Annotated in this window: 17 protein-coding genes; 8 read left to right on the top strand and 9 right to left on the bottom strand. The window is 65.5% G+C overall.

The genetic code is table 11. The features are described from left to right. The first annotated feature begins 197 nt into the window (after nucleotides 1-197). Complete coding sequence (locus PQ467_RS13060) at nucleotides 198-626, top strand: hypothetical protein (RefSeq protein ID WP_274173818.1); 429 nt, start codon at nucleotides 198-200, stop codon at nucleotides 624-626. 157 nt (nucleotides 627-783) lie between these two features. Here the strand turns inward: PQ467_RS13060 and PQ467_RS13055 are convergent, their stop codons facing one another. From PQ467_RS13055 to PQ467_RS13035, 5 genes are all read right to left on the bottom strand, one after another. Further along, entirely contained in the window at nucleotides 784-2,154 is a 1,371-nt protein-coding gene (locus tag PQ467_RS13055; RefSeq protein WP_274173817.1) for a sensor histidine kinase, read from the bottom strand. 2 nt (nucleotides 2,155-2,156) lie between these two features. Continuing rightward, on the bottom strand, nucleotides 2,157-2,834 hold the full coding sequence (locus PQ467_RS13050) for a response regulator transcription factor (protein WP_274173816.1): 678 nt from the start codon (nucleotides 2,832-2,834) through the stop codon (nucleotides 2,157-2,159). Between the two features lie 86 nt (nucleotides 2,835-2,920). Beyond that, nucleotides 2,921-6,121, bottom strand: a complete 3,201-nt coding sequence (locus PQ467_RS13045) for an error-prone DNA polymerase (protein WP_274173815.1) — start codon at nucleotides 6,119-6,121, stop codon at nucleotides 2,921-2,923. Continuing rightward, nucleotides 6,118-7,755, bottom strand: coding sequence for a Y-family DNA polymerase (locus tag PQ467_RS13040; RefSeq protein ID WP_274173814.1), 1,638 nt, complete (start codon nucleotides 7,753-7,755; stop codon nucleotides 6,118-6,120). The genes PQ467_RS13045 and PQ467_RS13040 overlap by 4 nt, the downstream gene beginning before the upstream one ends. After that, complete coding sequence (locus tag PQ467_RS13035; protein ID WP_274173813.1) at nucleotides 7,661-8,428, bottom strand: ImuA family protein; 768 nt, start codon at nucleotides 8,426-8,428, stop codon at nucleotides 7,661-7,663. Before PQ467_RS13035 ends, PQ467_RS13040 begins: the two co-directional genes overlap by 95 nt. A 181-nt stretch (nucleotides 8,429-8,609) precedes the next feature. Between PQ467_RS13035 and PQ467_RS13030 the strand changes: the two genes are divergently transcribed. Genes PQ467_RS13030 through mdoH form a run of 4 tightly spaced genes read left to right on the top strand, consistent with a single transcriptional unit; the run spans nucleotide 8,610 to nucleotide 13,903 of the window. After that, nucleotides 8,610-9,449: a hypothetical protein gene (locus tag PQ467_RS13030; protein ID WP_274173812.1), complete on the top strand. Its 840-nt coding sequence runs from the start codon at nucleotides 8,610-8,612 to the stop codon at nucleotides 9,447-9,449. Continuing rightward, the gene (locus PQ467_RS13025; protein WP_274173811.1) at nucleotides 9,442-10,629 is read left to right on the top strand and encodes an efflux RND transporter periplasmic adaptor subunit; all 1,188 of its coding nucleotides are present in this window, start codon (nucleotides 9,442-9,444) and stop codon (nucleotides 10,627-10,629) included. Before PQ467_RS13030 ends, PQ467_RS13025 begins: the two co-directional genes overlap by 8 nt. Nucleotides 10,630-10,682: 53 nt before the next feature. Continuing rightward, nucleotides 10,683-12,125: a glucan biosynthesis protein gene (locus PQ467_RS13020; RefSeq protein ID WP_274173810.1), complete on the top strand. Its 1,443-nt coding sequence runs from the start codon at nucleotides 10,683-10,685 to the stop codon at nucleotides 12,123-12,125. Then, on the top strand, nucleotides 12,122-13,903 hold the full coding sequence (gene mdoH, locus PQ467_RS13015; protein ID WP_274173809.1) for a glucans biosynthesis glucosyltransferase MdoH: 1,782 nt from the start codon (nucleotides 12,122-12,124) through the stop codon (nucleotides 13,901-13,903). The genes PQ467_RS13020 and mdoH overlap by 4 nt, the downstream gene beginning before the upstream one ends. A gap of 48 nt (nucleotides 13,904-13,951) precedes the next feature. On the opposite strand, the gene PQ467_RS13010 is transcribed toward mdoH, so the two are convergent. From PQ467_RS13010 to dacB, 3 genes are all read right to left on the bottom strand, one after another. Beyond that, nucleotides 13,952-14,449, bottom strand: a complete 498-nt coding sequence (locus PQ467_RS13010) for a RidA family protein (RefSeq protein ID WP_274173808.1) — start codon at nucleotides 14,447-14,449, stop codon at nucleotides 13,952-13,954. A gap of 74 nt (nucleotides 14,450-14,523) precedes the next feature. Continuing rightward, nucleotides 14,524-15,843, bottom strand: coding sequence for an APC family permease (locus PQ467_RS13005; RefSeq protein WP_274173807.1), 1,320 nt, complete (start codon nucleotides 15,841-15,843; stop codon nucleotides 14,524-14,526). Between the two features lie 9 nt (nucleotides 15,844-15,852). Then, complete coding sequence (dacB, locus tag PQ467_RS13000; protein WP_274173806.1) at nucleotides 15,853-17,307, bottom strand: D-alanyl-D-alanine carboxypeptidase/D-alanyl-D-alanine endopeptidase; 1,455 nt, start codon at nucleotides 17,305-17,307, stop codon at nucleotides 15,853-15,855. 142 nt (nucleotides 17,308-17,449) lie between these two features. On the opposite strand from dacB, the gene PQ467_RS12995 reads away from it, so the two are divergent. The 3 genes from PQ467_RS12995 (at nucleotide 17,450) to PQ467_RS12985 (ending at nucleotide 20,196) form a co-directional block, all read left to right on the top strand. Next, the gene (locus tag PQ467_RS12995; RefSeq protein WP_274173805.1) at nucleotides 17,450-17,914 is read left to right on the top strand and encodes a (2Fe-2S)-binding protein; all 465 of its coding nucleotides are present in this window, start codon (nucleotides 17,450-17,452) and stop codon (nucleotides 17,912-17,914) included. Next, nucleotides 17,911-19,968, top strand: a complete 2,058-nt coding sequence (locus tag PQ467_RS12990) for a xanthine dehydrogenase family protein molybdopterin-binding subunit (RefSeq protein ID WP_274173804.1) — start codon at nucleotides 17,911-17,913, stop codon at nucleotides 19,966-19,968. The genes PQ467_RS12995 and PQ467_RS12990 overlap by 4 nt, the downstream gene beginning before the upstream one ends. A 63-nt stretch (nucleotides 19,969-20,031) precedes the next feature. Beyond that, complete coding sequence (locus PQ467_RS12985) at nucleotides 20,032-20,196, top strand: hypothetical protein (protein WP_274173803.1); 165 nt, start codon at nucleotides 20,032-20,034, stop codon at nucleotides 20,194-20,196. Nucleotides 20,197-20,203: 7 nt separating this feature from the next. Here the strand turns inward: PQ467_RS12985 and PQ467_RS12980 are convergent, their stop codons facing one another. After that, a complete protein-coding gene (locus tag PQ467_RS12980; protein WP_274173802.1) occupies nucleotides 20,204-21,550 on the bottom strand; it encodes an amino acid permease in 1,347 nt (448 codons plus the stop codon). Nucleotides 21,551-21,573 lie beyond the last annotated feature (23 nt).

Here is a 21,573-nt window from a genome sequence, read left to right as displayed (position 1 = left end):
GTTGGGTTTATGGGGGGATTTGGGATTTAGGTGCCTCCGGCGGGCAAAGGGCGGGGGCCCTTTGCAATCCCGATATTGTCGGTGTTAGGTGTTTGAGGTGGCGTTGGGTGTCGGAGGGGCGGGCTTTGAGGGCCGCTGCGCGGCTGGGGAAGTCGGGAACGGCAGGGGCGAGAGGACGCTAACTCTGTTAGGAAGGTATGATGATAAATTTCCTAATTGCATTGCTTTGTGCTTCAACTGCTTCTGAAGGCAGCGCTCCTGTTACACATGGTTGGATAGAGAAGTTTCAGGCGCACTGTACCCCCTTGCCCAATCACTGGCGAAAGCATGGATGCGAAAGCGGCGAGCTGATGGCCGCTAATGTTTTGAGCATTATTAATAATATGGCATATTGGAACGGTGTGCTGGTCAGCGAACAACTGGTAGCACGTAATCTGGCACAAATGCGTCAGCTGATCCCATCACCGGCAATCGTGCTGATAATCGATGTCAAAACATCCCAATTGACAGCAAGCCGATACAGGAGATTGATCGAAAGGCGCTTTGGTTGTGACCGTGAAAGCACTTGCGTGGAATACTCAGATGCGGCTTGGAAAGCAGCACACCCACGATGGAATATCTATTAAAACACCGTCACCGCAACGCCTCTTTTCCTCCCGCGAAGCGGTTTATCCGTCATTCCCCTAGCAGAGGGACACACCCCAAAGCACAACGCAAAAAGTAACGGGATTGCAAAGGGACGAGTCCCTTTGCCCGCCGGAGGCCAAACCCTTAAAACGCCGCTTACACCCCGCCACTGCGCAATTCCGGCGCCCTGATCCGCACGATCAGGCCCGGCGCGGCATCGTCCAGCTCCAGCCCGAAGCCGTGGAGATGGACAATCGCGGCCACCAGATTGAGGCCGAGGCCCGAGCCCGGCGTTTGCCGACTGGCCGCGCCGCGATAGAAGCGGCGCAGCACCGCATCGCGTTCGGATCGCGCGATGCCCGGCCCGTTGTCGGCCAGTTCGATGGCGAGCTCCTCGCCCCGGCGGATCAGGGACAGGCGGATGCGGCCGCCGTGGGGCGCGAATTTGATGGCATTGTCCAGCAGGTTGCCGACCGCCTCGACCAGCAGGGCTTCATCGCCGATGATCTGGTGGCCATAGCTGCCGCTCAGCGCGATTTCGATCTCGCGCTCCTCGGCCAGCGGTTCGTAGAGTTCGGCCGCACTGGTCATCAGCATCATGGGGTCGAGCGGGCCGAAACCGGCGCGGCGATTGGCCGCCTCCAGCTCGGCAATGCGCAGCAGCGCGTCGAAACGCGCCAGCAGCGCGTCAATATCCTCGACCGCCTGATCGACCCCCTCAGGCCTCGGCGCGATCATGGCCAGACGCATCCGCAATCGGGCCAGCGGGCTGCGCAGATCATGGGCGATGGCATCGGTCGCGCCCTTCACCTGCTCCATCAGCCGCTCGATTTCCTCGACCATGCCGTTCATCGTGGTGGCCACCAGATCGAGTTCATCGCGCCGGGGCGAGACGGGCATCCGGTGTGAAAACTCGCCCGCCGCAATCCGTTTGGCGTCGGCACGCAATTGCCCGATGCGGCGCAGCGGCCCCAGCCCCAGCGCGACGGCCGCCACCACCGCCGAGAGCACGACCACCGCCCCGGTGGTCAGCGACAGGGCAAGAATACGGGCGCGAAATTCGACCGCGGGCGTGATGTCGCGCGCCACAATCAGGCTTTGTCCGCCCGGCAGGCGGCTGGTCATGGTCAGCAGCGGGACGGGGGCCAGGCTCCCGGCGGGCCATTCCTTCATGGTTTCGGCGGGCGGCGGGCCTTGCCAATGCAGATTGCCCGCGATCTCGCGCCCCTGCGGATCGATCAGCACGAAATAATTGAGACCGGAGGTGCTGGCCGCAATCGCGGCCTGAACCCGGTCGGCGCGCTCATCGGCCGCCGCGCGGCCCAGCCTTGCAGTTTCCGAGGCAAGGATGAGATCCGAACGGTTGATCAGTTCGCGCTGGGTCAGCCGGTATGTCACCCCCAGCAGCAGCGCCACCGCCACGAGAAACACCGCCCCCAGCGCCAGCATCAGCCGAAAGGTCGATGTGCGCCGCAATTCCGCCCAGCGCAGCGTGGGGTGGCGCAACGAGGCGCGCTTGATCGGCATGGTCAGCCCACCACCAGTCGATAGCCTTCGCCCTTCACCGTTTCGATGATCGGGGGGTGGCCGGTCTGTTCCAGCTTGCGCCGCAATTTGCCGATATGGACATTGATGAGATTGTCCGCCGGATCGAAGAAATAGCCCCAGACCTGTTCAAAGATCATCTGGCGGCTCAGGATCTGGCCCGGATGGCGGGCAAGGAGTTCGAGTAGGCGGAACTCTTTTTGCAGCAGCGCCACCGGCTCGCCATGCAGCCAGACCTTGCGCTTGATAAGATCCATTTCCAGCGGGTCGATCACAATCCGCCCCTCGGCCGGATAATCGCGCCCGCGCCGCAGCAGGACCTCGACCCGCATGGCCACTTCATCGGGGGCAAAGGGTTTGACCATATAGTCATCGCCGCCCGCGCGCAGGCCCGCGATGCGTTGGTCAACATCGCCCAGCGAGGAAATCATCAGCACCGGGGTTGTCACCCCTTCGGCGCGCAGCCGCGCCACCAGCGCCATCCCATCCATATCGGGCAGCATACGGTCCAGCGTGATCGCGTCAAAACGGGTGGTGTGGGTATGGGCCAGCGCCTCGCGCCCGGTGGTGGCGCGCAGCGTGTCATAGCCCTGCGCCCGCAGGCGATCAGAGATCACCTGCGCCACCTCGGCATCATCTTCCACCACCATGATCTGCGTCATGCCGCTGTCGTAGGGCCTTGGCGCGGGGCGGGGCAAGTGAAATGCAGTTTAGCCCGGCGGGGGTTGCGGGCCATGGCTTTGCGCGCTCAATGAAAATCGCGCGATTTTGGCAGGATGCGGACATCGCGCGGATGGCTGCGCGCCGATGGGGGGGTATTGCCCACCGCCCTTTCGGTCAATCCGGCCAGCATCGCGGTGCGGTCCGTCACGCGGTCGATCATCACATGCACCACGCCTTCCTTGCTGCGCTGGATCACGCCTTCGAGCATCATCAACCGCGAGGCCATCACCGCCGCGCGCTGTTTTTCCATGTCGCGCGCCCACAGCAGCCCGTTGGCAATGCCGGTTTCATCCTCGATGGTGATGAAAACCGCATTGCCCTTGCCGGGCCGCTGGCGCGTCAGCACCACGCCCGCCACGCGGATCTTGCGCCCGTCTTTCAACTCCTGCGTATGCGAGCAGGGCGCCACGCCCTCCTGTTTGAACGCATCGCGCAAAAACCGCATCGGATGGCCTTTGAGCGAATAGCGCAAGGTCTGATAATCGGCCACGATCTCCTCTTGCCTTGGCATTTCGGGCAGGGGGGCGTCGGTTTCCTGCCCCAGTTCGTCGGCCCCGGCATGGGCGAAAAGCGGCAATTGCGCGGGCGGTTTGCGGCGCACCTCCCACAATCCGCTGCGCCGCGAATGGCCCAGAGATTCCAGCGCATCGGCATCGGCCAGTTTGCGCAAGGCCGCAGGCGGCAGGGCGGCGCGCCGGGCCAGATCCTCGACCGAGGCAAAGGGGGCCTCCATCCGCGCCCGCGCCATCGCATCGGCCCATTCGCGGCGAAACCCGTCCAGCCGCGACAGGCCCAGCCGCAGCACCAGCCCGCCTTCCTCCAGCGTGCAATCCCAATCGGAATGCCCCGCATCGACGCGGCGCACCAGCACGCCATGCTCCTGGCAATCGCGGATCAATTGCGCGGGGGCGTAAAAGCCCATCGGCTGGCTGTTGAGCAGCGCGCAGGTGAAAGCCGCCGGATGCCGACATTTCAGCCACGAAGACACATAGGCCAGCCAGGCAAAGGCCTGCGCATGGCTTTCGGGAAAGCCGTATTTGCCGAAACCTTCGATCTGTTTGAAACATCTTTCTGCAAATTCAGGTTCGTAACCGCGCTTGATCATGCCCCCTATCATCTCTTCCTGATAGTGATGAACCGTGCCTTCATGCCGGAATCCGGCCATGGCGCGACGTAGGCCATCAGCCTTTGCAGGCGAGAATCCCGCCGCGACAATCGCCAGTTTCATCGCCTGTTCCTGAAACAGAGGGACACCCAGAGTTTTCTCCAGCACCTCTTTTAATTCGTCTGGATCATGCGACGGGCCGGGGCTGGGATAGACCACCTTTTCCTCCCCCGTGCGTCGACGCAGATAAGGTTGAACCATGCCCCCCTCAATCGGGCCGGGCCGCACAATCGCCACCTGAATAGCCAGATCGTATAATTCGCAGGGCCGCATCCGGGGCAACATCGCAATCTGCGCCCGGCTTTCCACCTGAAACGTGCCGATGCTGTCGCCTTTTGACAGCATCCGGTACACGCCCGGATCCTCCAGCGGCACATTGCGCAAGCTGAAATCCCCGATCCCATGGTGGCGCAGCAGGTCGAAGCTCTTGCGGATACAGGTCAGCATCCCCAGCGCCAGCACATCGACCTTCATCAGGCGCAGTTCTTCAATATCGTCCTTGTCCCATTCGATGAAGGTGCGGTCGGGCATCGCGGCATTATGGATCGGCACCATCTCGTCCAGCCGCCCCTGTGTCAGCACAAAGCCGCCGACATGCTGCGAGAGGTGGCGCGGAAATTTCAGCAATTGGTCGATCAGATTTTTCAACCGCGCGATCACCGGATTGGCCGGATCAAAGCCGGCCTGCTCGACGCGCGCCTGCGGCACATCGCCGCCCCAACTGCCCCAGATGGTCGAGGACAGGCGCGCGGTTACATCCTCGCTCATGCCCAGCGCCTTGCCCACTTCGCGGATCGTGCTGCGCGGGCGGTAATGGATGACAGTGGCCGCGATCCCGGCGCGATCCCGGCCATAGCGGGCATAGATATATTGCATGACCTCCTCGCGGCGCTCATGCTCGAAATCGACGTCAATGTCGGGCGGTTCGTTGCGCGCCTCGGACAGAAAGCGCGAGAAGAGCAGTTTTTGCTCCACCGGATCAATCGGCGTGATGCCCAGAAAATAGCACACCAGCGAATTGGCCGCGCTGCCGCGCCCCTGACACAGGATGGGGGGATCAAGGCTGCGGGCATGGCGCACGATGTCATGTACGGTCAGGAAGTAATAGGCATAATTCTGTTTGCGGATGAGGCTGAATTCCTCCTGCAAGGTGCGTTGATAATGCTCGTCCAATCCATCGGGAAAATGCGCCTTGCTTCCCTCGATCACCAGATGTTCCAGCCACTCCTGCGGCTTCCACCCATCGGGCACTGGTTCGTGCGGATATTCATATTGCAGCTCATCCAATGTGAACCGCACCCGCGAGAGCAGCTCCATGCTGGCCTCCACCGCCGCCGGACAGGCGCGGAACAGACGCGCCATTTCGGCGGGGCTTTTGAGATGGCGCTCGGCATTGATGGCAAGGCGGCGGCCCACGCTCTGGATCGTCACGCCCTCGCGAATGCAGGTGAGGATATCGTGCAGGGGCCGCGCTTTCGGGCTGTCATAAAGCGCATCATTGCTGGCCAGCAGCGGCACGCCGGTTGCCGCCGACAAAGCCTGCGCCGCCGCCAGTCGCCGCGCATCGGCCCCGCTGCGCAGCATATGCGCGGCCAGCCACACCGCGCCGGGCCGCGCCTCCCGCAGGCGCTCGATCACGCCGCGATCCTGACCCGTGGCGATCAGCAGCAGATCATCGGCATGGTCGAGCAGATCGGGCAGATGCAGGATGCAATCGCCCTTTACCGCCCGCCGGTTGCCCAGCGTCAACAGCCGCGTCAGCCGCCCCCAGCCATGACGCGTGGCCGGATAGGCGATGATGTCGGGCGTATCATCGGCAAAGACCAGCCGCGCCCCCACCACCAGTTTGAGCCCGCTGCTCTCGCGCCCCAGATCCTTCCACGCCCGATGCGCGCGCACCACGCCCGCCACGGTGTTGCGGTCGGCGATGCCCAATCCGGCCATCCCCAGCTTGAGGGCCTGCCGCACCATGTCCGCAGGATGCGAGGCCCCGCGCAGGAAGCTGTAATTGCTGGCCGCGATCAGTTCTGCAAAAGCGGGGCCCATGGTGGATGCAGTCATGCGAAAAGCCCATGCATATACCAATGCGGATCGGGCTTTTCCTCATACAACCCATGCCGGAAAATCCAGTAGCGCCGCCCGCGCCGGTCCTCGACCCGGTAATAGTCGCGGGTCAGCCCGCCCATTCCGGGGATCTCGCCCTCCTTGCGCCGCCACCATTGGGCGGCGATGCGCTCTGGCCCTTCATGGCGGCTCACCTCATACAGCGTGCCGCGCCAGCGGAAGCGATGGGGCGGGCCATCGGGCACTTCGGCAATGACATCAACCTGTTGCGGCGGATCGAACAGAAAGAGGGGGCGTAAAGGCGGCTCGCCCGCCGTCAGGGCGGGCCATGGGGCGGGCGCATGATGGTCCCCCGCATGATGAATGGCGGGCAGCGCGTATTGCGCCTGCTCGGGCATATGGCTGTCCTGCGGCACAAGGCGGCGCAGCGCCTGCGGCCCCAGCCTTGTGCTCAGCCGGTCGATCAGCTCGGCCAGCGCGGCCTCCTGCCTCTCCTCGCCATCCAGCGCGCCTTGCGCCGCCAGCAGCGGTTCGGCCAGCGGAACGGAAAGCGTGATCCGGTCATAGCCAAAGCCGGGATCAAGCGGATCGGCCAGCGCCGCGATACGTTCATCAAACAGCCGCAGCACCAGCGCCGGATCGCGCGTGGGCAGGCCGGTTTCGATGCGAAGCTGATGCTCTGCTCCATCGCTGCGATACAGGGTCAGGGCAAAGCGACGCCCGCCCAGATCGCGCTGCGCCATCTCGACCGCCGCTTGCCGCATCAGATCAAGGAAACAGGCCGCGATGGAGGATTGCAGGCCGATGGGCTCGGGAAAACGCCGTTCAAAGCGCAGGGCGCGCGGGCTGGTGATGGGGGCAATCGGCGCCTGCTCCTCGCCCAGCAGGCGGCGCAGGGCGCTCACCGCCGCCCCGCCAAAACGCGCCGCAATGGCCGCCATCGAGCGCCCCGCCACATCGCCCACCGTTTTGAGCCCCGCGCGCGCCAGCGCCAGCGCCGCCTCATCCTCCAGCCCCAGCGCGGCAATCGGCAGGTCACGGATGGCGCGGCCCTCATCGGCCAGGGGCCATTGGCGATGGCGCACCCCATAACGCACGAGAGCCAGCGCCGCCTCGGGCGTTGCGGCCATGGCCACCCGCGCCTCCATGCCGATCTCGGCCATGGCGTCCTCGACCTGCGCGGCCAGACCGGCCTCGCCGCCGAAAAGATGATCGACCCCGGTGCTTTCCATCACCAGCCCATCGGGCGGCACCACCATCACATGGGGCGACCACGCGCCGCAGCGCCGCGCCAGACGCGCCAGCCAATGGGCATCGGCCGCCTCATCCATATCGGCCACGATCAGGTCGGGCAAAACCGCCCGCGCATCGGCCAGCGCCATGCCCACCGCCATGCCCCGATCGCGCGCCGCGCCATTCACCGCGCCCAGCCGCAAGGCCCCGCGCACCTTGGCCACCATCGCCAGCGGCGCATCATATACCGCCAGCGGCGCGTCAGGCCCCGCCAGCGGGGCGTCAGGCCCCGCCAGCGGGGCGTCAGGCAGCGTGCCGTTCTCCTGCTCGATCCCCCGCTCTATCCGCAGCCGGTCGGTCGAAAGGAACGGGAACCACAGCGCCAGATAGCGTTTCATGGTTGGTCCGCTCACGGAATTGGCAATTTTCACGGTCCCACTCCAGCCGCCAGCTCTGGCCCGAGGGCCCCGAGCGCTGGCGCAACAAGGTCACATCGAAACAGGGCGCGCCCGGCGCATTGCCCGGCAAGGCCAGCGAGGGCGCAGCGCTCACTTGCCATCGCGTGCGCGCCGCGCTAGGCGATGGCGCGGCATCCACGCGCAGCAACAGCAAAGGCACGCCCGATTGCTCTGCCGCCAGCGCGAAACGGCGACTGGCCGTCAGGTCCAGCTCGCGCATCGCGCCCCAGCTTTCCACCACCACCGCCCCCAGCGCCGCGCAGCGCAACCCATCGACCGCCGCGCGCAGCAGCCCCATCGTATCGCCCACCACGCCCACCAGCCCGCCATCGGGCGCGCCGCCCAGTTCGGCCCAGCCCGCGCCCTGAAACACGCCCAGCGCGCCCGCCGCCCGCCGCGAACGCAGCCAGAGCAAAGGCTTTCCTGCGCACAACCCCATGGCGGCGGCCAGCGTGAAACCGGCCGCCGCCGCGCCATCGCCCGCCTCGGCGGCATAGATTTCATGCAGACAGCCATGCGCCAGCCCGCCGCCCAGCGCGGCGTCCATCGTCGCCATGCCGCTGCTCCACCGGCGGACGGGCGGCGCATCGGGCAAGGGGGAAGGGGCGTCCATGATTCTCATATGTTCTTATTATGTTCTAACTGGGATGAAGATCAAGCCCCCGCTTGCCCCGGCGCAAAGCACGGATTTGGCACAGGCTGGCCGCCAAAGCGTTGCTTATGCGCGATGGACGGAGCGGTCTTTCGCTATGGTGCCTGCCTGCTTCTGCTATGCCGGATTTGTGCACAAGTTCATGTTTCTTCACGAACGGACCCGCTTCCAAGGGCTGGTTCCGGCGCTGCTCCTCGCCTGCGCGGCCTGTACGCCGCAGGCGGGGCTTGCGCCGCAGCCTCCCGCCGAGGCCTCGCCCCAAGGGGCATGGTGGCATCAATCGGGCGATGCGCTGCTCGATGAAATGGTGGCCCAGGCGTTGGGCGCGATGCCGCCCGTTTGCGCCGCGCCTCAGTCGGGCATCCGGGGCGGTATCCGCGCCGTTCTGCATCATCAAAGCGCGCAAAAGCGCCATGCGCAGGAGCAGGAGCGCGCCGCCGCACGCCTGCAAAAGGCCGAGGCCGTGGCGCGGGCCTATCTGCGGCTGCGTTCGTGGGGGGATCGTCTGGCCGCGCGCCATGCCATGCTGGCGCCATGGGCCGACAATGCCGAAATCGCCCGTTTCCGCCGCGAGGCCGGTCTGGTGCCCGCGCTGGACGAGGATATGGCGGGGGTGATGGTGGGCCTGAATGGCCAGGATGAGGAGACCGCCCGCGCCGGGTTTGAGCGTGCGCTTGCCGATCTGGCGGCGCTGACCGGACAGGATGGGGCGGCCCTGCGCGCCAGACTGGACAAGACCTCGGCCATGCCCATCGGCAATCCCGCGCCGCAAAATCCCCTGCTGGCCCAGGCCGAGGCCGCGGCGGCCAATGCGCGCATCGCCTATCGCGGCGGCACGGCCGGTTTTGCCACGCTCTATGTGGCCGAGGCCAATGTTCTGGCCGCGCGTGAGGCGCAGATCATGGCCAATTACACAGCCGCGCTGGCCACGGTCCGCCAATGGAGCGAAAAGGCGATGGCCGAGGAGGTGCCTTGTGGCTGAACTTTCGCCGACCGACAGCCTGTTGGGCGCGCAGATGCCGCGGCGGCGGCGCGGGCTGCTCGTGCTGCTGCTGGTGGTGATGGCAGGCGCTGCGGCGCTCTGGCTGTTCACGCGCTTTCTGGTGGGGACGGATTCGCCCTATTTCACCGCCCCGGTTGAGCGCGGCGATCTGACGCCCACGCTCTCGCTGCGCGGCACCCTGCATGGCGAGGGCGAGGTGACGATTGCCGCCGCGCAGGACGGGGTGGTGGTCAGCCTTGCCTCGCCCGGCGGGATGCGGGTGGCGGCGGGGCAGGAACTGGTGGTGCTCGACACGCAGGCGCTGGTCCGCAGCCTTGAGAGCAATCAGGCCGCGATCGAGGCCGCCAGAGAGGCCCAGCAGCGCGCCCAGATCACCCTGCGCGAGCATCAGGTGCGGCTCGATCGCTATGAGGGCGTGTGGCGCAAATCGGGCGGGCGGGTGCCTTCGCTCAACGAGATGGAGGGCGCAAGGGCCGATGTGGCACGCGCCCAGATCGACCTGTCGCGCGCGAAAAACGCCATTGCCGAGGGCGAGCGCAAGCTGGACCTGGACCGCGCGTCCATGGCCAATGCCATCGCGCGGGCGCCGTTTGCGGGCTATCTGGTGGGCTGTTCGGTGGCGCCGGGGCAATGGGTCCATGCCGGGCAACCGCTGTGCACCATCGCGGCCAATCCGGAAAAGCTGAGCATATCGGTGCCGATCACCGAAAGCGACGCCGGGCGCATGGCGTCGCAGGCCAAGGCGCGGGTGCTGGTGGACGGCAATAGCGATGCCGAGCGCAAGGCCGCCTTGGTGCGGATAGATCGCCTGCCCCACGGCGGGCGCGAGGCGGTGTTTGCGCTGGCGCCGCCGGAAAATGGTGGGGCCGAAAAGGCGGGCACGTCCCTGCTGCCCGGTCTTGAGGCTTTGGCCCAGATCGATCTGGCCGAGCGCGAGAATGTGCTGCTCGTGCCCAATGCCGCATTGACTTTCAGCCTGCATGGCGAGGAACGCAGCCGCCAGAGCGGCGTTTATGTGGCAGGCAGCGATGGCGCACCGCGCTTCGTTGCCGTGGCGCTGGGGGCCAATGACGGCCATCGCAGCGAAGTCTTGTCGAGCGCATTGCAGCCGGGCGATCAGGTCATCATCGGCTGGCGGCGCGACCACAAAGGACCATGATGACTTCACGATTGAACCGTAGGACTGTTGCGAAAAGCGGATTTGGCGCCCTGATGCTGGCTTTGGCCGGAGGCGCTCTGGGCGAGGCGGCCATAGCGGGCCGTTTCGGCCCTGCGCGGCGCTTTTCATGGGATGATCTGGTGGCGCAGGCGCAGATGCGTGCCCGCCGCCCCTATACCCGCCAATTGGCCGACCATGCCGTGCCTGATTTCGACACCCATGTGCGGCTGAGCTATGACCCCGCCGAAATGGTGGCGGGCCGGTTGCGCCTGTTTCCCGCCCGGCGCGACACCGCGCCCGACCGTGTGAACATCCATGTCGTGGAAAACGGCATGGCGCGCACGATCATCGACACCCATGGCCTGTTTGGCGGCGGGCAATCGGCCGACGTTGCCGGTTTCCGCGTGATGGAGGCCCATGGCGGGGGCGATTGGCTGGCCAGCCTTGGCGCGTCCTATTTCCGCGCGGTGGGGCCCAGCGGGCAATATGGGCTTTCGGCCCGCGCCATTGCGGTGGGCACTGCCATGCCGGGGCCGGAGGAATTTCCCGCCTTCACCGATTTCTGGATCGAGCAAAAGGGCGAGGATCATCTTCTGATCCATGCGATGGTCGATGGGCCTTCGCTGACGGGCGCCTATGCGTTTGACATCACGCGCACGGGCGCGGGGGTGGAGCATGGGGTGCGCGCGGCGCTGTTCATCCGGCGCGACATTGCGCGGTTGGGCATCGCGCCGATCACCAGCATGTTTGATTTCGACCAATCTGCCCGGCCCAACCATGGCGACTGGCGGCCCGAGGTGCATGACAGCGACGGGCTGGCCATCCATACCGGGGCGGGCGAGCGGATCTGGCGTCCGCTGGACAATCCGCCGGGGCCGCGCGTCCATATGCTGCGCGCCGACGGGGTGAAGGGTTTTGGCATGATCCAGCGCGACGCTGCCTTTGACCATTATCAGGACGATCTCAATTTTTACAACCGCCGTCCCTCGCTCTGGGTATCGCCGCAGGGCGATTGGGGGCCGGGGGCGGTGATGCTGTATGAGATGAACACCATCTCGGAAAATGTTGATAATATGGCGGCGATGTGGATTTCCGACCGGCCCGCGCGCGCCGGGGACCGCCGCGATTTCGCCTATCGGCTGCGCTGGGGTCAGGGCGATATGGCGGGCGATGGCAATGCCGTCTGCGTCAACTATTTCATGGGGCCGGGCGGCGTGCCGGGCGGCGATCCGATTGCCGGGGCGGCGCGCTATGTCTTCGATTTTGCCGGACCCGCGCTCAAGGGCCTGGCGCGCGACAGCAAGGTTGAGGCCGTCACCGATCTGGGCGCGGCGCTGTTGATGGCCAGTGTCTTTCCGGTGGAGGGGCAAAGCGGCCTGTGGCGCGTGGTGATGGACGTGCGGGTGGAAGGTTTGAAACAGAACGAGTTTCGCCTGTTTCTGCGCCGCAGCGGCGGGGCGCTCAGCGAAACCGTGATCAAGACGGTGCGGCCGTGAACAGCGCCTCCGATCTGCCTCAATTGCCGCCCGAGGCCCCGCTGGCCATGCCGGTGCAGGATCTGTTCGGCAATCCGCCTGCGCGGATCGAGGTGCTGACCCGCCCGCATGGGATGGGGATGAAGCGGTTGCTCCTTGTGCTGCTGACGGCGGTGCTCAGTCTGGCGGCGTCGAGCGAACTGCGGGTGCAATTCTCGCTCGATGGGCTGGACTGGTTTGAGGTGGCGCTGCTGATCTGCTTTATGCCTTTGTTCAGTTGGGTGGCCTTTGGCTTTGTCACCTCGACAATCGGCTTTGTGCAGCTGATCAGCGGCGAACATCCCGGCTTCACCGAAATTCCCAGCCCCGCCAAGGCTCTGCGCCACCGCACGGCGGTGTTGATGCCGGTCTATAATGAAAGCGTCGATGAGGTCTTTGCCCGCGTCGAGGCGATGGGCCATTCGATTGCGGCCTCGGGCGGCGGTCCGTGGATCGACTTTTTCGTGCTGAGCGATTCGCGCCCCGATCATGGCGCGTTGGAGGAGGCGGCATGGGCGCGTCTGGCCGCGCGCCTGCCGATCCGCCTGTTCTATCGCCGCCGCGCCGAGAATACCGAGCGCAAGCCCGGCAATATTGCCGAATGGGTCCGTCGTTTTGGCGGCGCCTATGAGAATATGCTGGTGCTGGACGCCGACAGTCTGATGAGCGGTCACGCCATTGTCGGCATGGCGGCGATCATGGAGGAACGCCCCTCGGTGGGGCTGCTGCAAACCGTGCCGATGATCACCAATGCGCGCACCCTGTTCCAACGCTGGATGCAGTTCGCCAGCGAGGCCTATGGGCCAATCGCTTCGGCGGGGCTGCTGTGGTGGTCGGGGTCGGAGGCCAATTTCTGGGGCCATAATGCGATTGTGCGTACCCGCGCCTTTGCCGAGAGCTGCGGCTTGCCGCAATTGCCGGGAAAGCCGCCCTTTGGCGGGCCGATCCAGAGCCATGACATGTTTGAGTCTGCCCTGATGCGCCGACGCGGATGGGCGGTCCACATGATCATGATCGGCGGCAGTTATGAGGAATTCCCGCCCAGCATCGTCGATTTCGCCATCCGCGACCGGCGCTGGATGCAGGGCAATCTGCAACATCTCCAATTGCTGGGGGCCTCGGGTCTCAGCCTGACGCATCGGCTGCATCTCTTGCTGGGGGCTTCGGCCTATCTCACCTCGCCGGGCTGGCTGCTGCTGGTCATCACCTCGATCCTGCGCATGGGCGCGGCGGGGCAATGGCAGGCGGCGGGGGGCATGCCGCTCAACGTCTTGTGGCTGACGCTGGTGCTGCTGTTCGGGCCAAAGGTGATGGGCGCGCTCTGGATGCTGGCCGATCCGGCGCGGGCGCGCAGCTTTGGCGGGGCGGGGGGCATTGCGCGCTCTGTGGCGGTCGAGGTGGTGCTTTCCATCCTGCTCGCCCCCGTCACGATGGTGACGCAAACCAAGGCGCTGGGCGCGCTGCTGATGGGCGTGCCATCGGGCTGGAACACGCAGGCGCGCGAGGCGCGGCGGTTGCCGGTGCGCAGCCTTTTCGGGTCCTTGCGCGACCATATGTTGCTGGGAGCGCTGTTTGCCGCAACATTTTTCTACAGTGCCAGTCTGGGGTGGTGGCTCTCGCCGCTCGCGCTTGGCCTGCTGCTCTCGCCTTGGCTGATCAGCCTGACATCCAGCGAGGATCTGGGGGGCAAGGCGGGCCATGCGGGCCTGTTTGCCGTGCCGCGGCCGGAGATTATCGATCCCACGGCGCCCAAGGAATAAGGGGCAAGGAACAGGGCGGCAGGCTATCCCGCCGCCCTTTTGTCCTGATTACTTCTTGGGCGTCTTGGCGGCGGTCGCCTCGATTTCCACCAGGAAGGCGGGACCGGCCAGCGCGGCCACCTGAACCACCGAACGGGCCGACTTGTTGGGCTGGGTGGCGGTGCCGAAGAACTGGCTGTAGGCTTCGTTGAAGCCCTTGAAGTCCAGCTTGCCGCCATTGGCCGGATCGCCGACGAGGAAGACCGTCAGCTTGATAACGTCGGACATTTCATATCCCTGCGATTTCAGCAGGGCCTCGATCTTCTTGAACGTGCTGATCGCCTGGGTCTTGGTGTCGCCATAGGTGGCGATGGCGTCGGGCGCGCCGCCCTGAACCGCCGGCGAGGGAACCTGACCCGACAGGATCAGCATATCCGCCTTGGCCGGAACAAACACGCCCGCCAGAATGGGCGAGGTGGCGCCGCCCGGAATGCGGGTGACATCCTGCGCCTGCGCCGCGGCGGGAATGGCGGCAAGGAGGGCGGCAGCGGTCAAAAGGCGTTTCATTGCGATCAACTCCTGATGGAAAGACGCAGCCTTGTGGCACGCGGGAATGACGCCGCCAAGACTGATCAGACGCGCTATTTTGCGTATGCCCGCGCGCGGCGGCGCAACAGGAAATCCAGCCCTGCGCCCAGCGCCAGCACCCCTGCGCCAAACACCGCGCCCAGCCCGAGCTGTAAAAAGGAAGCATAGAGCATATAGGCCGCCAGAGCGATAAAAACGGCGGGAAACAGCGGAAACAGGGGCGTTTTGACCGGGCGCGGCAGGTCGGGATGCATGATCCGCAGCCGGATGGCCGCCGCCATGCCCATACCGATAAACAGCCAATAGACCGGCGTCATATAATCGACCATCGCGTTAAATCCGCTGCCCGTCAGCGCCGAGAGCAGCGTCAGCACCAGCGACACGCCGCCCACCGCCAGCGCCGCGCGGGTGGGCGCGCCGCGCGTGGGGTGCCAATGGGCCAGAGCGCCAAGGCCGGGATGATCGCGCGCGGCGGCATAGGTGGTGCGCGCGCAAACGATGATGGTCGAATTGATGCTGGCCACCGCCGATATGCCCACCACCGTCACCACCAGCGCCTGTCCCGGCCAGCCAAAGGCCATGCGCGCCAGATCGGCCGCAGGCGCGACCGAATGGGCCAGCGCCCCTTCGCCAAGGCCGCGCATCAACGCCCAATTGAGCGCGACATAGACGACGCCCAGCAGCCCGATCGAGCCGATCACCGCGATGAACATGCCCCGCCGCCCGGACCGCACCTCGGCCGAGAGCGTGGCTGCATCGCTCCATCCGCCATAGGCAAGGAAGATGTAGATGAGCGCCACGGCGATCCCGCCCATATGCGGACGCGGCGCTTCGGGCATGACGGGGGCGGCGGGCACCACGATCCCGGCCAGAATGACGCTGATGAAACCCAGCGCCACGGCGAGCACCAGCAGGGCCTGCGTCAGGAAACCCAGCCGCACATGGGCCAGATTGAGCCCTGTCATCGCCGCGACCAGCCCCACCGAGAGCACCAGCCGCCCGCCCGCGCCAAGCCCCAGCGGCGCGCCGATATAATCCGCCGCCAGATGCGCCATCAGCGCCACCCATCCGGTATGCATGATGGCAAAGCGCGACCATGCGTAAAGCGTGCCCACCCTCTCGCCCCATGCGCGGCGGATGAAGCTGTATTCGCCCCCGGCATCGGGAAAGGCGGCGGCCATTTCGACATAGGACAGGCCGCCCACAATCGAGATCGCCGCCCCGGCCATCCACAGGCCCAGAAAATGCCAATGGCCGATCGAGGCGACAATCGTGGGCGCGGTTTTCAACGCGTCGGTGGACATGATCATGCCCAGCGCCAGCAGCATCGCATGCAGGCTGTGAAGGTGCCGTTGCGGCTGATGAATGCTCATGGTGGCGCTTTAGTTGGCCGCCGCGATGAGCGCCAGCGCCTCGTCCATCGTGGGCAGCACCGAGGGCGCGCCCGAGGGACGGTCATTGGCATAAATGGCAAAGGTCAGTTCGCGCCCGCTGGCCGCGATCAGATAGCCCGCCAGCGCATTGGCCGCCAGCAGCGTGCCGGTCTTGGCAAAGACCTTGCCTTGCAGCACGGGATTCTTCATCCGGCGCCCCAGCGTGCCGTCCACCCCGCCGATGGGCAAGGTCTTGCGCCAGTCCGCCGCCCAGGGCTGGGCATCGACCCAATGGAGATATTGCACCATCGCGCGCGGCGTGATGCGATTGTCGGGTGAGAGGCCCGAACCATCATAGAAATCATGCGTCCAATCGGCCAGCCCGGCCCGCGCAATCGTCTGGTTCAGCACCATCCGCCCGGCGGGCGTGGTGGCCGGCAGTCCCTGCGTCAAGGCCAGTTTCTTCAGGAACAGATGCGCGTGCAGGTTCTGGCTGACCTTCGAGGTGATGGTCAGATCCTCGATCAGATCGGGCGGGGTGAGGGTGGAAAGATCCTGCGCGGGCGTCGTGGGCGTAACAGGCCCAGGGATCATGTCCACCGGCCCCATCGGCGCATGGCGGGCGCGGGGATGGCCTGTCACTTTCACGCCCCGCTCGCGCAGCAATTGCGCCAGACGGATCGCGGCATAGTCCGCCGGATCGTCGATGTCGAAATCCAGCCTCTGCTCACGGCCGCCAAGGGGCAGCGAGCCGAACAGGCGGATTTGCCGCGTGCCGGGGATCATTTCGACCATCACTTCGGCGCGGGAATCGGCGGTACCTGTGGTGATCTGGTTGACGATTTCCATGTCGGGCGCGGCGATTTCCAGCGCGGCCCGCCCCGGCGCCCCCACCGCATCGCCCGGATTGGCCAGCACGGTCAGCTCATTGTCATTGATCGTCAGCGCCGAAATCTGTGTGCGCGTGCCGGGGCGGATGCGGTCGGAGATGATCCAGCGTTCGAAAGGCATAAAGCTGTCATCGCCGATGACATCGCCCACGCGCTTTACCCCGCTCGCGGCCACCGCATCGGCCAGAGCGGCAAGGCAGTCCTTTTCACAATCGGGCCTGTCCTTCATCATCGCATCGCCGCGCCCGATCAGCACGATGTTCTGGCGGCCATGATCGCTCTCGATCCGCACGCCATTGCCCGCGTTGGGAAAGGGCGCGCGCGTCATCGCGTCAAATACGGCGGTGGTGACAAAGACCTTGGTGTTGGACGCGGGCTGAAACCTCTCATCGGACGCGATGGAGGCTATGACATGGCCCTCCTTGTCCTCCACCCGCAGGCCCCATCGCGTGCCCTCGATGGCCGGTTTGTTCAGAACGGCGCGGATCTGCGTTTCAAGATCAGCGGCAAAAGCAGGAACGGAAAAGGCCCAAAGCGCCGCCATCGTGGCAAGCCCGGTCTTGGTCAGGCGCATGGTCGCAAATGTCTCCTGTCATGGTCCATCGCCCGATCATTGCAGAATGCCGCGCCGCCGCAAAGGGCCAAACCCGCGCCAGCTTTGCGTATTTCCGCGCCTATGCGCGATGGGTTAGCATTTCCGGCAAGGGGGACTTATCATGCCGATCATCCTGAGCGTGAATGGGCAAAAGCACAGTATCGACAATGCCGCCGCTGATGTGCCCTTGCTGTGGGTGCTGCGCGATATGGTGGGCATGACGGGCACGAAATTCGGCTGCGGCGTGGGGCTTTGCGGGGCCTGCGGCGTGCTGATCGGAGGGCAGCGGTTCTTTAGCTGTCAGACGCCGCTGCGCGCGGTGGTGGGGCGCGAAGTGGTCACGATCGAGGGGCTGGGCGATGCCCCCCATGGCGCGGCGCTGCAACAGGCGTGGGAGGAGGCCGATGTGGTGCAATGCGGCTATTGCCAGCCCGGCCAGTTGATCGCGGCCTGCGCCTTGCTGAAGGCCAACCCGAAACCCGACGATGCGGCGATTGACGAAGGGATGAGCGGCAATCTGTGCCGCTGCGGCACCTATCCGCGCATCCGCAAGGCGGTGAAAATGGCGGCGGGAGGCGCGAAATGAGCCAGAGCGGATTTTCGCGCCGGGGCGTGATGCAGGGCGCGGCGGCGGTTGGTGCGGCGCTGGTGGTGCCGGTGGCGCGCGGGACGGCGGGCGGCGGGGCCTTGGCGGCCAATGCCTATATTTCCATCACCGCGACGGGCGTCGAACTGGCCTTGCCCAAGACCGAGATGGGGCAGGGGGTGATTACCTCGCTCTCCATGCTGGTGGCCGAGGAATTGGGCGTGGCCCTGAACAAGGTGCGGGTGAACATTCCCGATGGCGATGCGCCCCGTTTTGCCCCCATCACGCAGGAGACGGGCGGCTCGACCTCAATCCGCGAAGTGTACAAGCCGATGCGTCAGGCCGCCGCGCGGGCGCGTGTGGCCTTGATCGAGGCGGGAGCGCGGCAGTTGGGCGCGGCACCGGTACAATGTGATCTGGTCGATGGCATGGTGGTTTCGGGCAAAAGGCGCATCGCCATGGGCGATCTGATCGGAGCGGCGGTCCTGCCGAAAGAGGCGCCCTTGCGGCAGAACCTGCGCCTGATCGGGCGACCCACCCGGCGTATGGATGCGCGGCCCAAGATCACCGGGGCGATGCAGTTCGGCATCGATTTTCGGCTGCCGGGCATGAAGGTGGCCACGCTGGCGCAATGCCCGATCTATGGCGGCACGCTGGCCGGACTGGATGAGGCGGCGGCGCTGGCCACCCCCGGCGTGGTTAAGGTGGTCAAAGGGCGCGATGTGGTCTTTGTCGTTGCCGATCATTACTGGGCCGCGCTGCAAGGCTATGTGGCGGCCAATGTGCAATGGGCGCCGGGGCCGAAACCGGCCGATCAGGGCGCGATTATGGCTGATCTGGACGCGGCGCTTGCCCGCCCCGGCCATTCGGCCAAGGCGCAGGGCGATATGAATGCCGCAAGGGGCCGCGAATTTTCCGCCACCTATCATCAGCCCTTTCTGGCCCATGCGGCGATGGAGCCTTTGGCCTGCACCATCCATGTGAGGGATGGCGCCTGCGAAATCTGGTCGGGTTCGCAGGTTCCCGCACAGGCCCGCGCCGATGCTGCCAAGGCGCTGGGGCTGGGCGAGGATAAGGTGACGTTTCATAACTTCCAGATGGGCGGCGGTTTCGGGCGGCGGCTGGAAACCGACATGGTGCTGCGCGCGGTCGAGCTGGGACGGGCGGTGCCCTATCCGGTCAAGCTGGTATGGAGCCGCGAGGAGGATGTGCAGCACGACATGTTCCGCCCCGCCTATGCCGACCGGATCAGCGCGGTGATCGACGATAAAGGCAGGCCGTTGGCGTGGGAGCATCGCATCGCCGGTTCCTCGATCATGGCGCGGCTGATGGGTGATGGGTTCAAGGGCGTGGACGCCGATGCCATCGAGGGCGCGGTCGAGATGCCCTATGCCGTGGCGGCCCATCACGTCACGTTTCAACAGGTGGAAAGCGCGGTGCCGACAAGCTGGTGGCGCGGGGTGGGGGGCCTGCGCTCCTGCTTTGTGGTGGAAAGCTGTATCGACGAGCTGGCCCATGGCGCGGGGGCTGATCCGCTGGCCTATCGGCTGGCGCTGATGGAGGATGCGCGCAGCCGGGCGGTTTTGTCCCGCGTGGCGAAGGAGGCGGGCTGGGGCCGCGCCCTGCCGCCGGGACAGGGCATGGGGATGGCCGTGCTCAAACTATGGGGCACGCATATTGCCGCCGTGGTCGAGGCCAAGGTGGCCGATGGCCATATCAGCGTGGTGCGCGTGACGATTGCGGTGGATTGTGGGTTGGCGATCAATCCTCTGGGCATCGAGGCGCAGGTGGAAAGCGGGGTGATCTTTGGCCTTTCCGCCGCACTTTATGGCGAGATCACGATGAAGGACGGCGCGGCGCAGCAATCAAATTACCACGATTTCCGCATCCTGCGCATGAATGAGGCGCCTCGCATCGCCACCCATATTATCGCCAGTCAGGCCGATCCGGGCGGTATGGGCGAGCCGCCCTGCGCGGTGGTGGCGCCCGCGCTGGCCAATGCGGTTTTCGCGGCCAGTGGCCAGAGGATGCGCAAACTGCCGCTGATGGTCTAGCGCCGCGTGGACAAATTCGCGGTTCTGAATTAGCCTTTGGATCTTGCAGTGGGAGAGAAGCCTATGTTTCCGGTATCGGTCTATGTGGCGGTTGCCTTTGCCATTGCGCTGGCCGCCTTCGGGATCGCACAGATTGCGCCGGGGCTTGGGGTGGCGTTTGTTGCCTTAACCTCCACCGGCTGGGCCGCCTATGCGGCCCATCGCCGACGGCGGATCACGCCGCAATAGCGATCGTTCAGGCGCGCCGCCGTCTCCACCAAGCCGCCCCGGCCGCCACGCCCAGCGTGACAAGGCTGCTGATCAGTTCCACTCGCCGCGCGGGCGCAAACATCATCGCCACCAGAATGCTCAGGATCGCGCCCAGCGTGGCATAGGAGAGCCATGGAAACAGCCACATGCGGATGGGCAGGGTTTCCCGCCCCTTCGCTTCGATCCGGCGGCGCTGGACGATCTGGGCCACGCCCACGGTGAAATAGATGAACAGCATCAGCGCGCCCGAGGCATTGACCAGAAAGGAAAACACCAGCTCCGGCGAGATGACCGAGGCGGCCAGCGCCAGATAGCCGAACAGGCTGGCGATCAGGATCGCGCGGGCGGGCACCTTGCGTCGGTTGACCGCGACCAACCATCCTGGCGCATCGCCCTTGTCGGCCAGCACGAACAGCACCCGGCTGGTCACATACATGCCCGAATTGAGGCAGGAGAGGACCGCCACCAGCACCACAAGGTTCATCACAAATTCGGCATGCGGGATCGCCATATGGCCAAGAGCAATGGCAAAGGGCGAGGTGCCCGGCACGATGGTTGTCCAGGGCATGACAGCCACGATCAGCAGCAGCGACAGCACGTAAAACAGGATGATCCGCGCGGCCACGCTGCTGGTGATGCGGGCGATGGTGCGCGCCGGTTCATGCGATTCGGCCGCCGCCACCGTGGCGATTTCCGCGCCGGTCAGGGCAAAGATCACGCTGGCCGTGCCCGCCAGAACCGCACCCCATCCCTTGGGCGCAAAGCCGCCATGCGATGTCAGATTGCCCCATGTCGGCCCGTTGGGAGAGGTGAGGCCGAACACCCACACCCCCGCAATCGCGATAAAACTGACTATGGCCAGCACCTTCATCAGCGAGAACCAATATTCAAACTCGCCATAGGAGCGGGTGGACATCAGGTTTACCCCGGTCAGCGCCCCCAACAGCGCCACCCCGATGGCCCAGACCGGCGCGTCGATCCAGAGATGCAGGATCTTGGCCCCGGCAATCGCCTCGATCGGCACGACGATGACCCAGAAATACCAATAGAGCCAGCCGCAGACGAACCCTGCGCGCGGCCCCAGCACTTCGCGCACCAGCTCGGTAAAAGCACCAAGGCCGGGGCGCAGCGCGGCCATTTCGGCCATCATCCGCATCACCATCAGCACGACCAGCCCCGCCAGCCCATAGGACATGACCACGGCCGGGCCGACCTGCGCAATCGAACTGGACGAGCCGACGAACAGCCCCGCGCCGATGATCCCGCCAATCGCGATCATCGAAACATGGCGCGATTTCAGCGCGGCCTGAAGCTGGTTATCATGTGCGGCCAAGCGTGGTCCCCTCTTTGCCCGAA

It is taken from the genome of Novosphingobium sp. KACC 22771, assembly GCF_028736195.1.
Taxonomy (GTDB): Bacteria; Pseudomonadota; Alphaproteobacteria; order Sphingomonadales; family Sphingomonadaceae; genus Novosphingobium.
Note: the sequence above shows the minus strand (reverse complement) of the source record. Positions and strands in the feature narration are given on the sequence as shown.

Bases quoted from the DNA above. Each gene is read 5' to 3' on its own strand.
- PQ467_RS13010 (WP_274173808.1), bottom strand. From the start codon at position 14,449: ATGAAACGCCTTTTGACCGCTGCCGCCCTCCTTGCCGCCATTCCCGCC.
- PQ467_RS13040 (WP_274173814.1), bottom strand. From the start codon at position 7,755: ATGAAACGCTATCTGGCGCTGTGGTTCCCGTTCCTTTCGACCGACCGG.
- PQ467_RS13005 (WP_274173807.1), bottom strand. From the start codon at position 15,843: ATGAGCATTCATCAGCCGCAACGGCACCTTCACAGCCTGCATGCGATG.
- PQ467_RS12985 (WP_274173803.1), top strand. From the start codon at position 20,032: ATGTTTCCGGTATCGGTCTATGTGGCGGTTGCCTTTGCCATTGCGCTG.
- PQ467_RS12990 (WP_274173804.1), top strand. From the start codon at position 17,911: ATGAGCCAGAGCGGATTTTCGCGCCGGGGCGTGATGCAGGGCGCGGCG.
- PQ467_RS13045 (WP_274173815.1), bottom strand. From the start codon at position 6,121: ATGACTGCATCCACCATGGGCCCCGCTTTTGCAGAACTGATCGCGGCC.
- PQ467_RS13060 (WP_274173818.1), top strand. From the start codon at position 198: ATGATGATAAATTTCCTAATTGCATTGCTTTGTGCTTCAACTGCTTCT.
- PQ467_RS13035 (WP_274173813.1), bottom strand. From the start codon at position 8,428: ATGGACGCCCCTTCCCCCTTGCCCGATGCGCCGCCCGTCCGCCGGTGG.
- PQ467_RS12995 (WP_274173805.1), top strand. From the start codon at position 17,450: ATGCCGATCATCCTGAGCGTGAATGGGCAAAAGCACAGTATCGACAAT.
- PQ467_RS13020 (WP_274173810.1), top strand. From the start codon at position 10,683: ATGCTGGCTTTGGCCGGAGGCGCTCTGGGCGAGGCGGCCATAGCGGGC.
- PQ467_RS13050 (WP_274173816.1), bottom strand. From the start codon at position 2,834: ATGACGCAGATCATGGTGGTGGAAGATGATGCCGAGGTGGCGCAGGTG.
- PQ467_RS13030 (WP_274173812.1), top strand. From the start codon at position 8,610: ATGTTTCTTCACGAACGGACCCGCTTCCAAGGGCTGGTTCCGGCGCTG.
- PQ467_RS13055 (WP_274173817.1), bottom strand. From the start codon at position 2,154: ATGCCGATCAAGCGCGCCTCGTTGCGCCACCCCACGCTGCGCTGGGCG.
- dacB (WP_274173806.1), bottom strand. From the start codon at position 17,307: ATGCGCCTGACCAAGACCGGGCTTGCCACGATGGCGGCGCTTTGGGCC.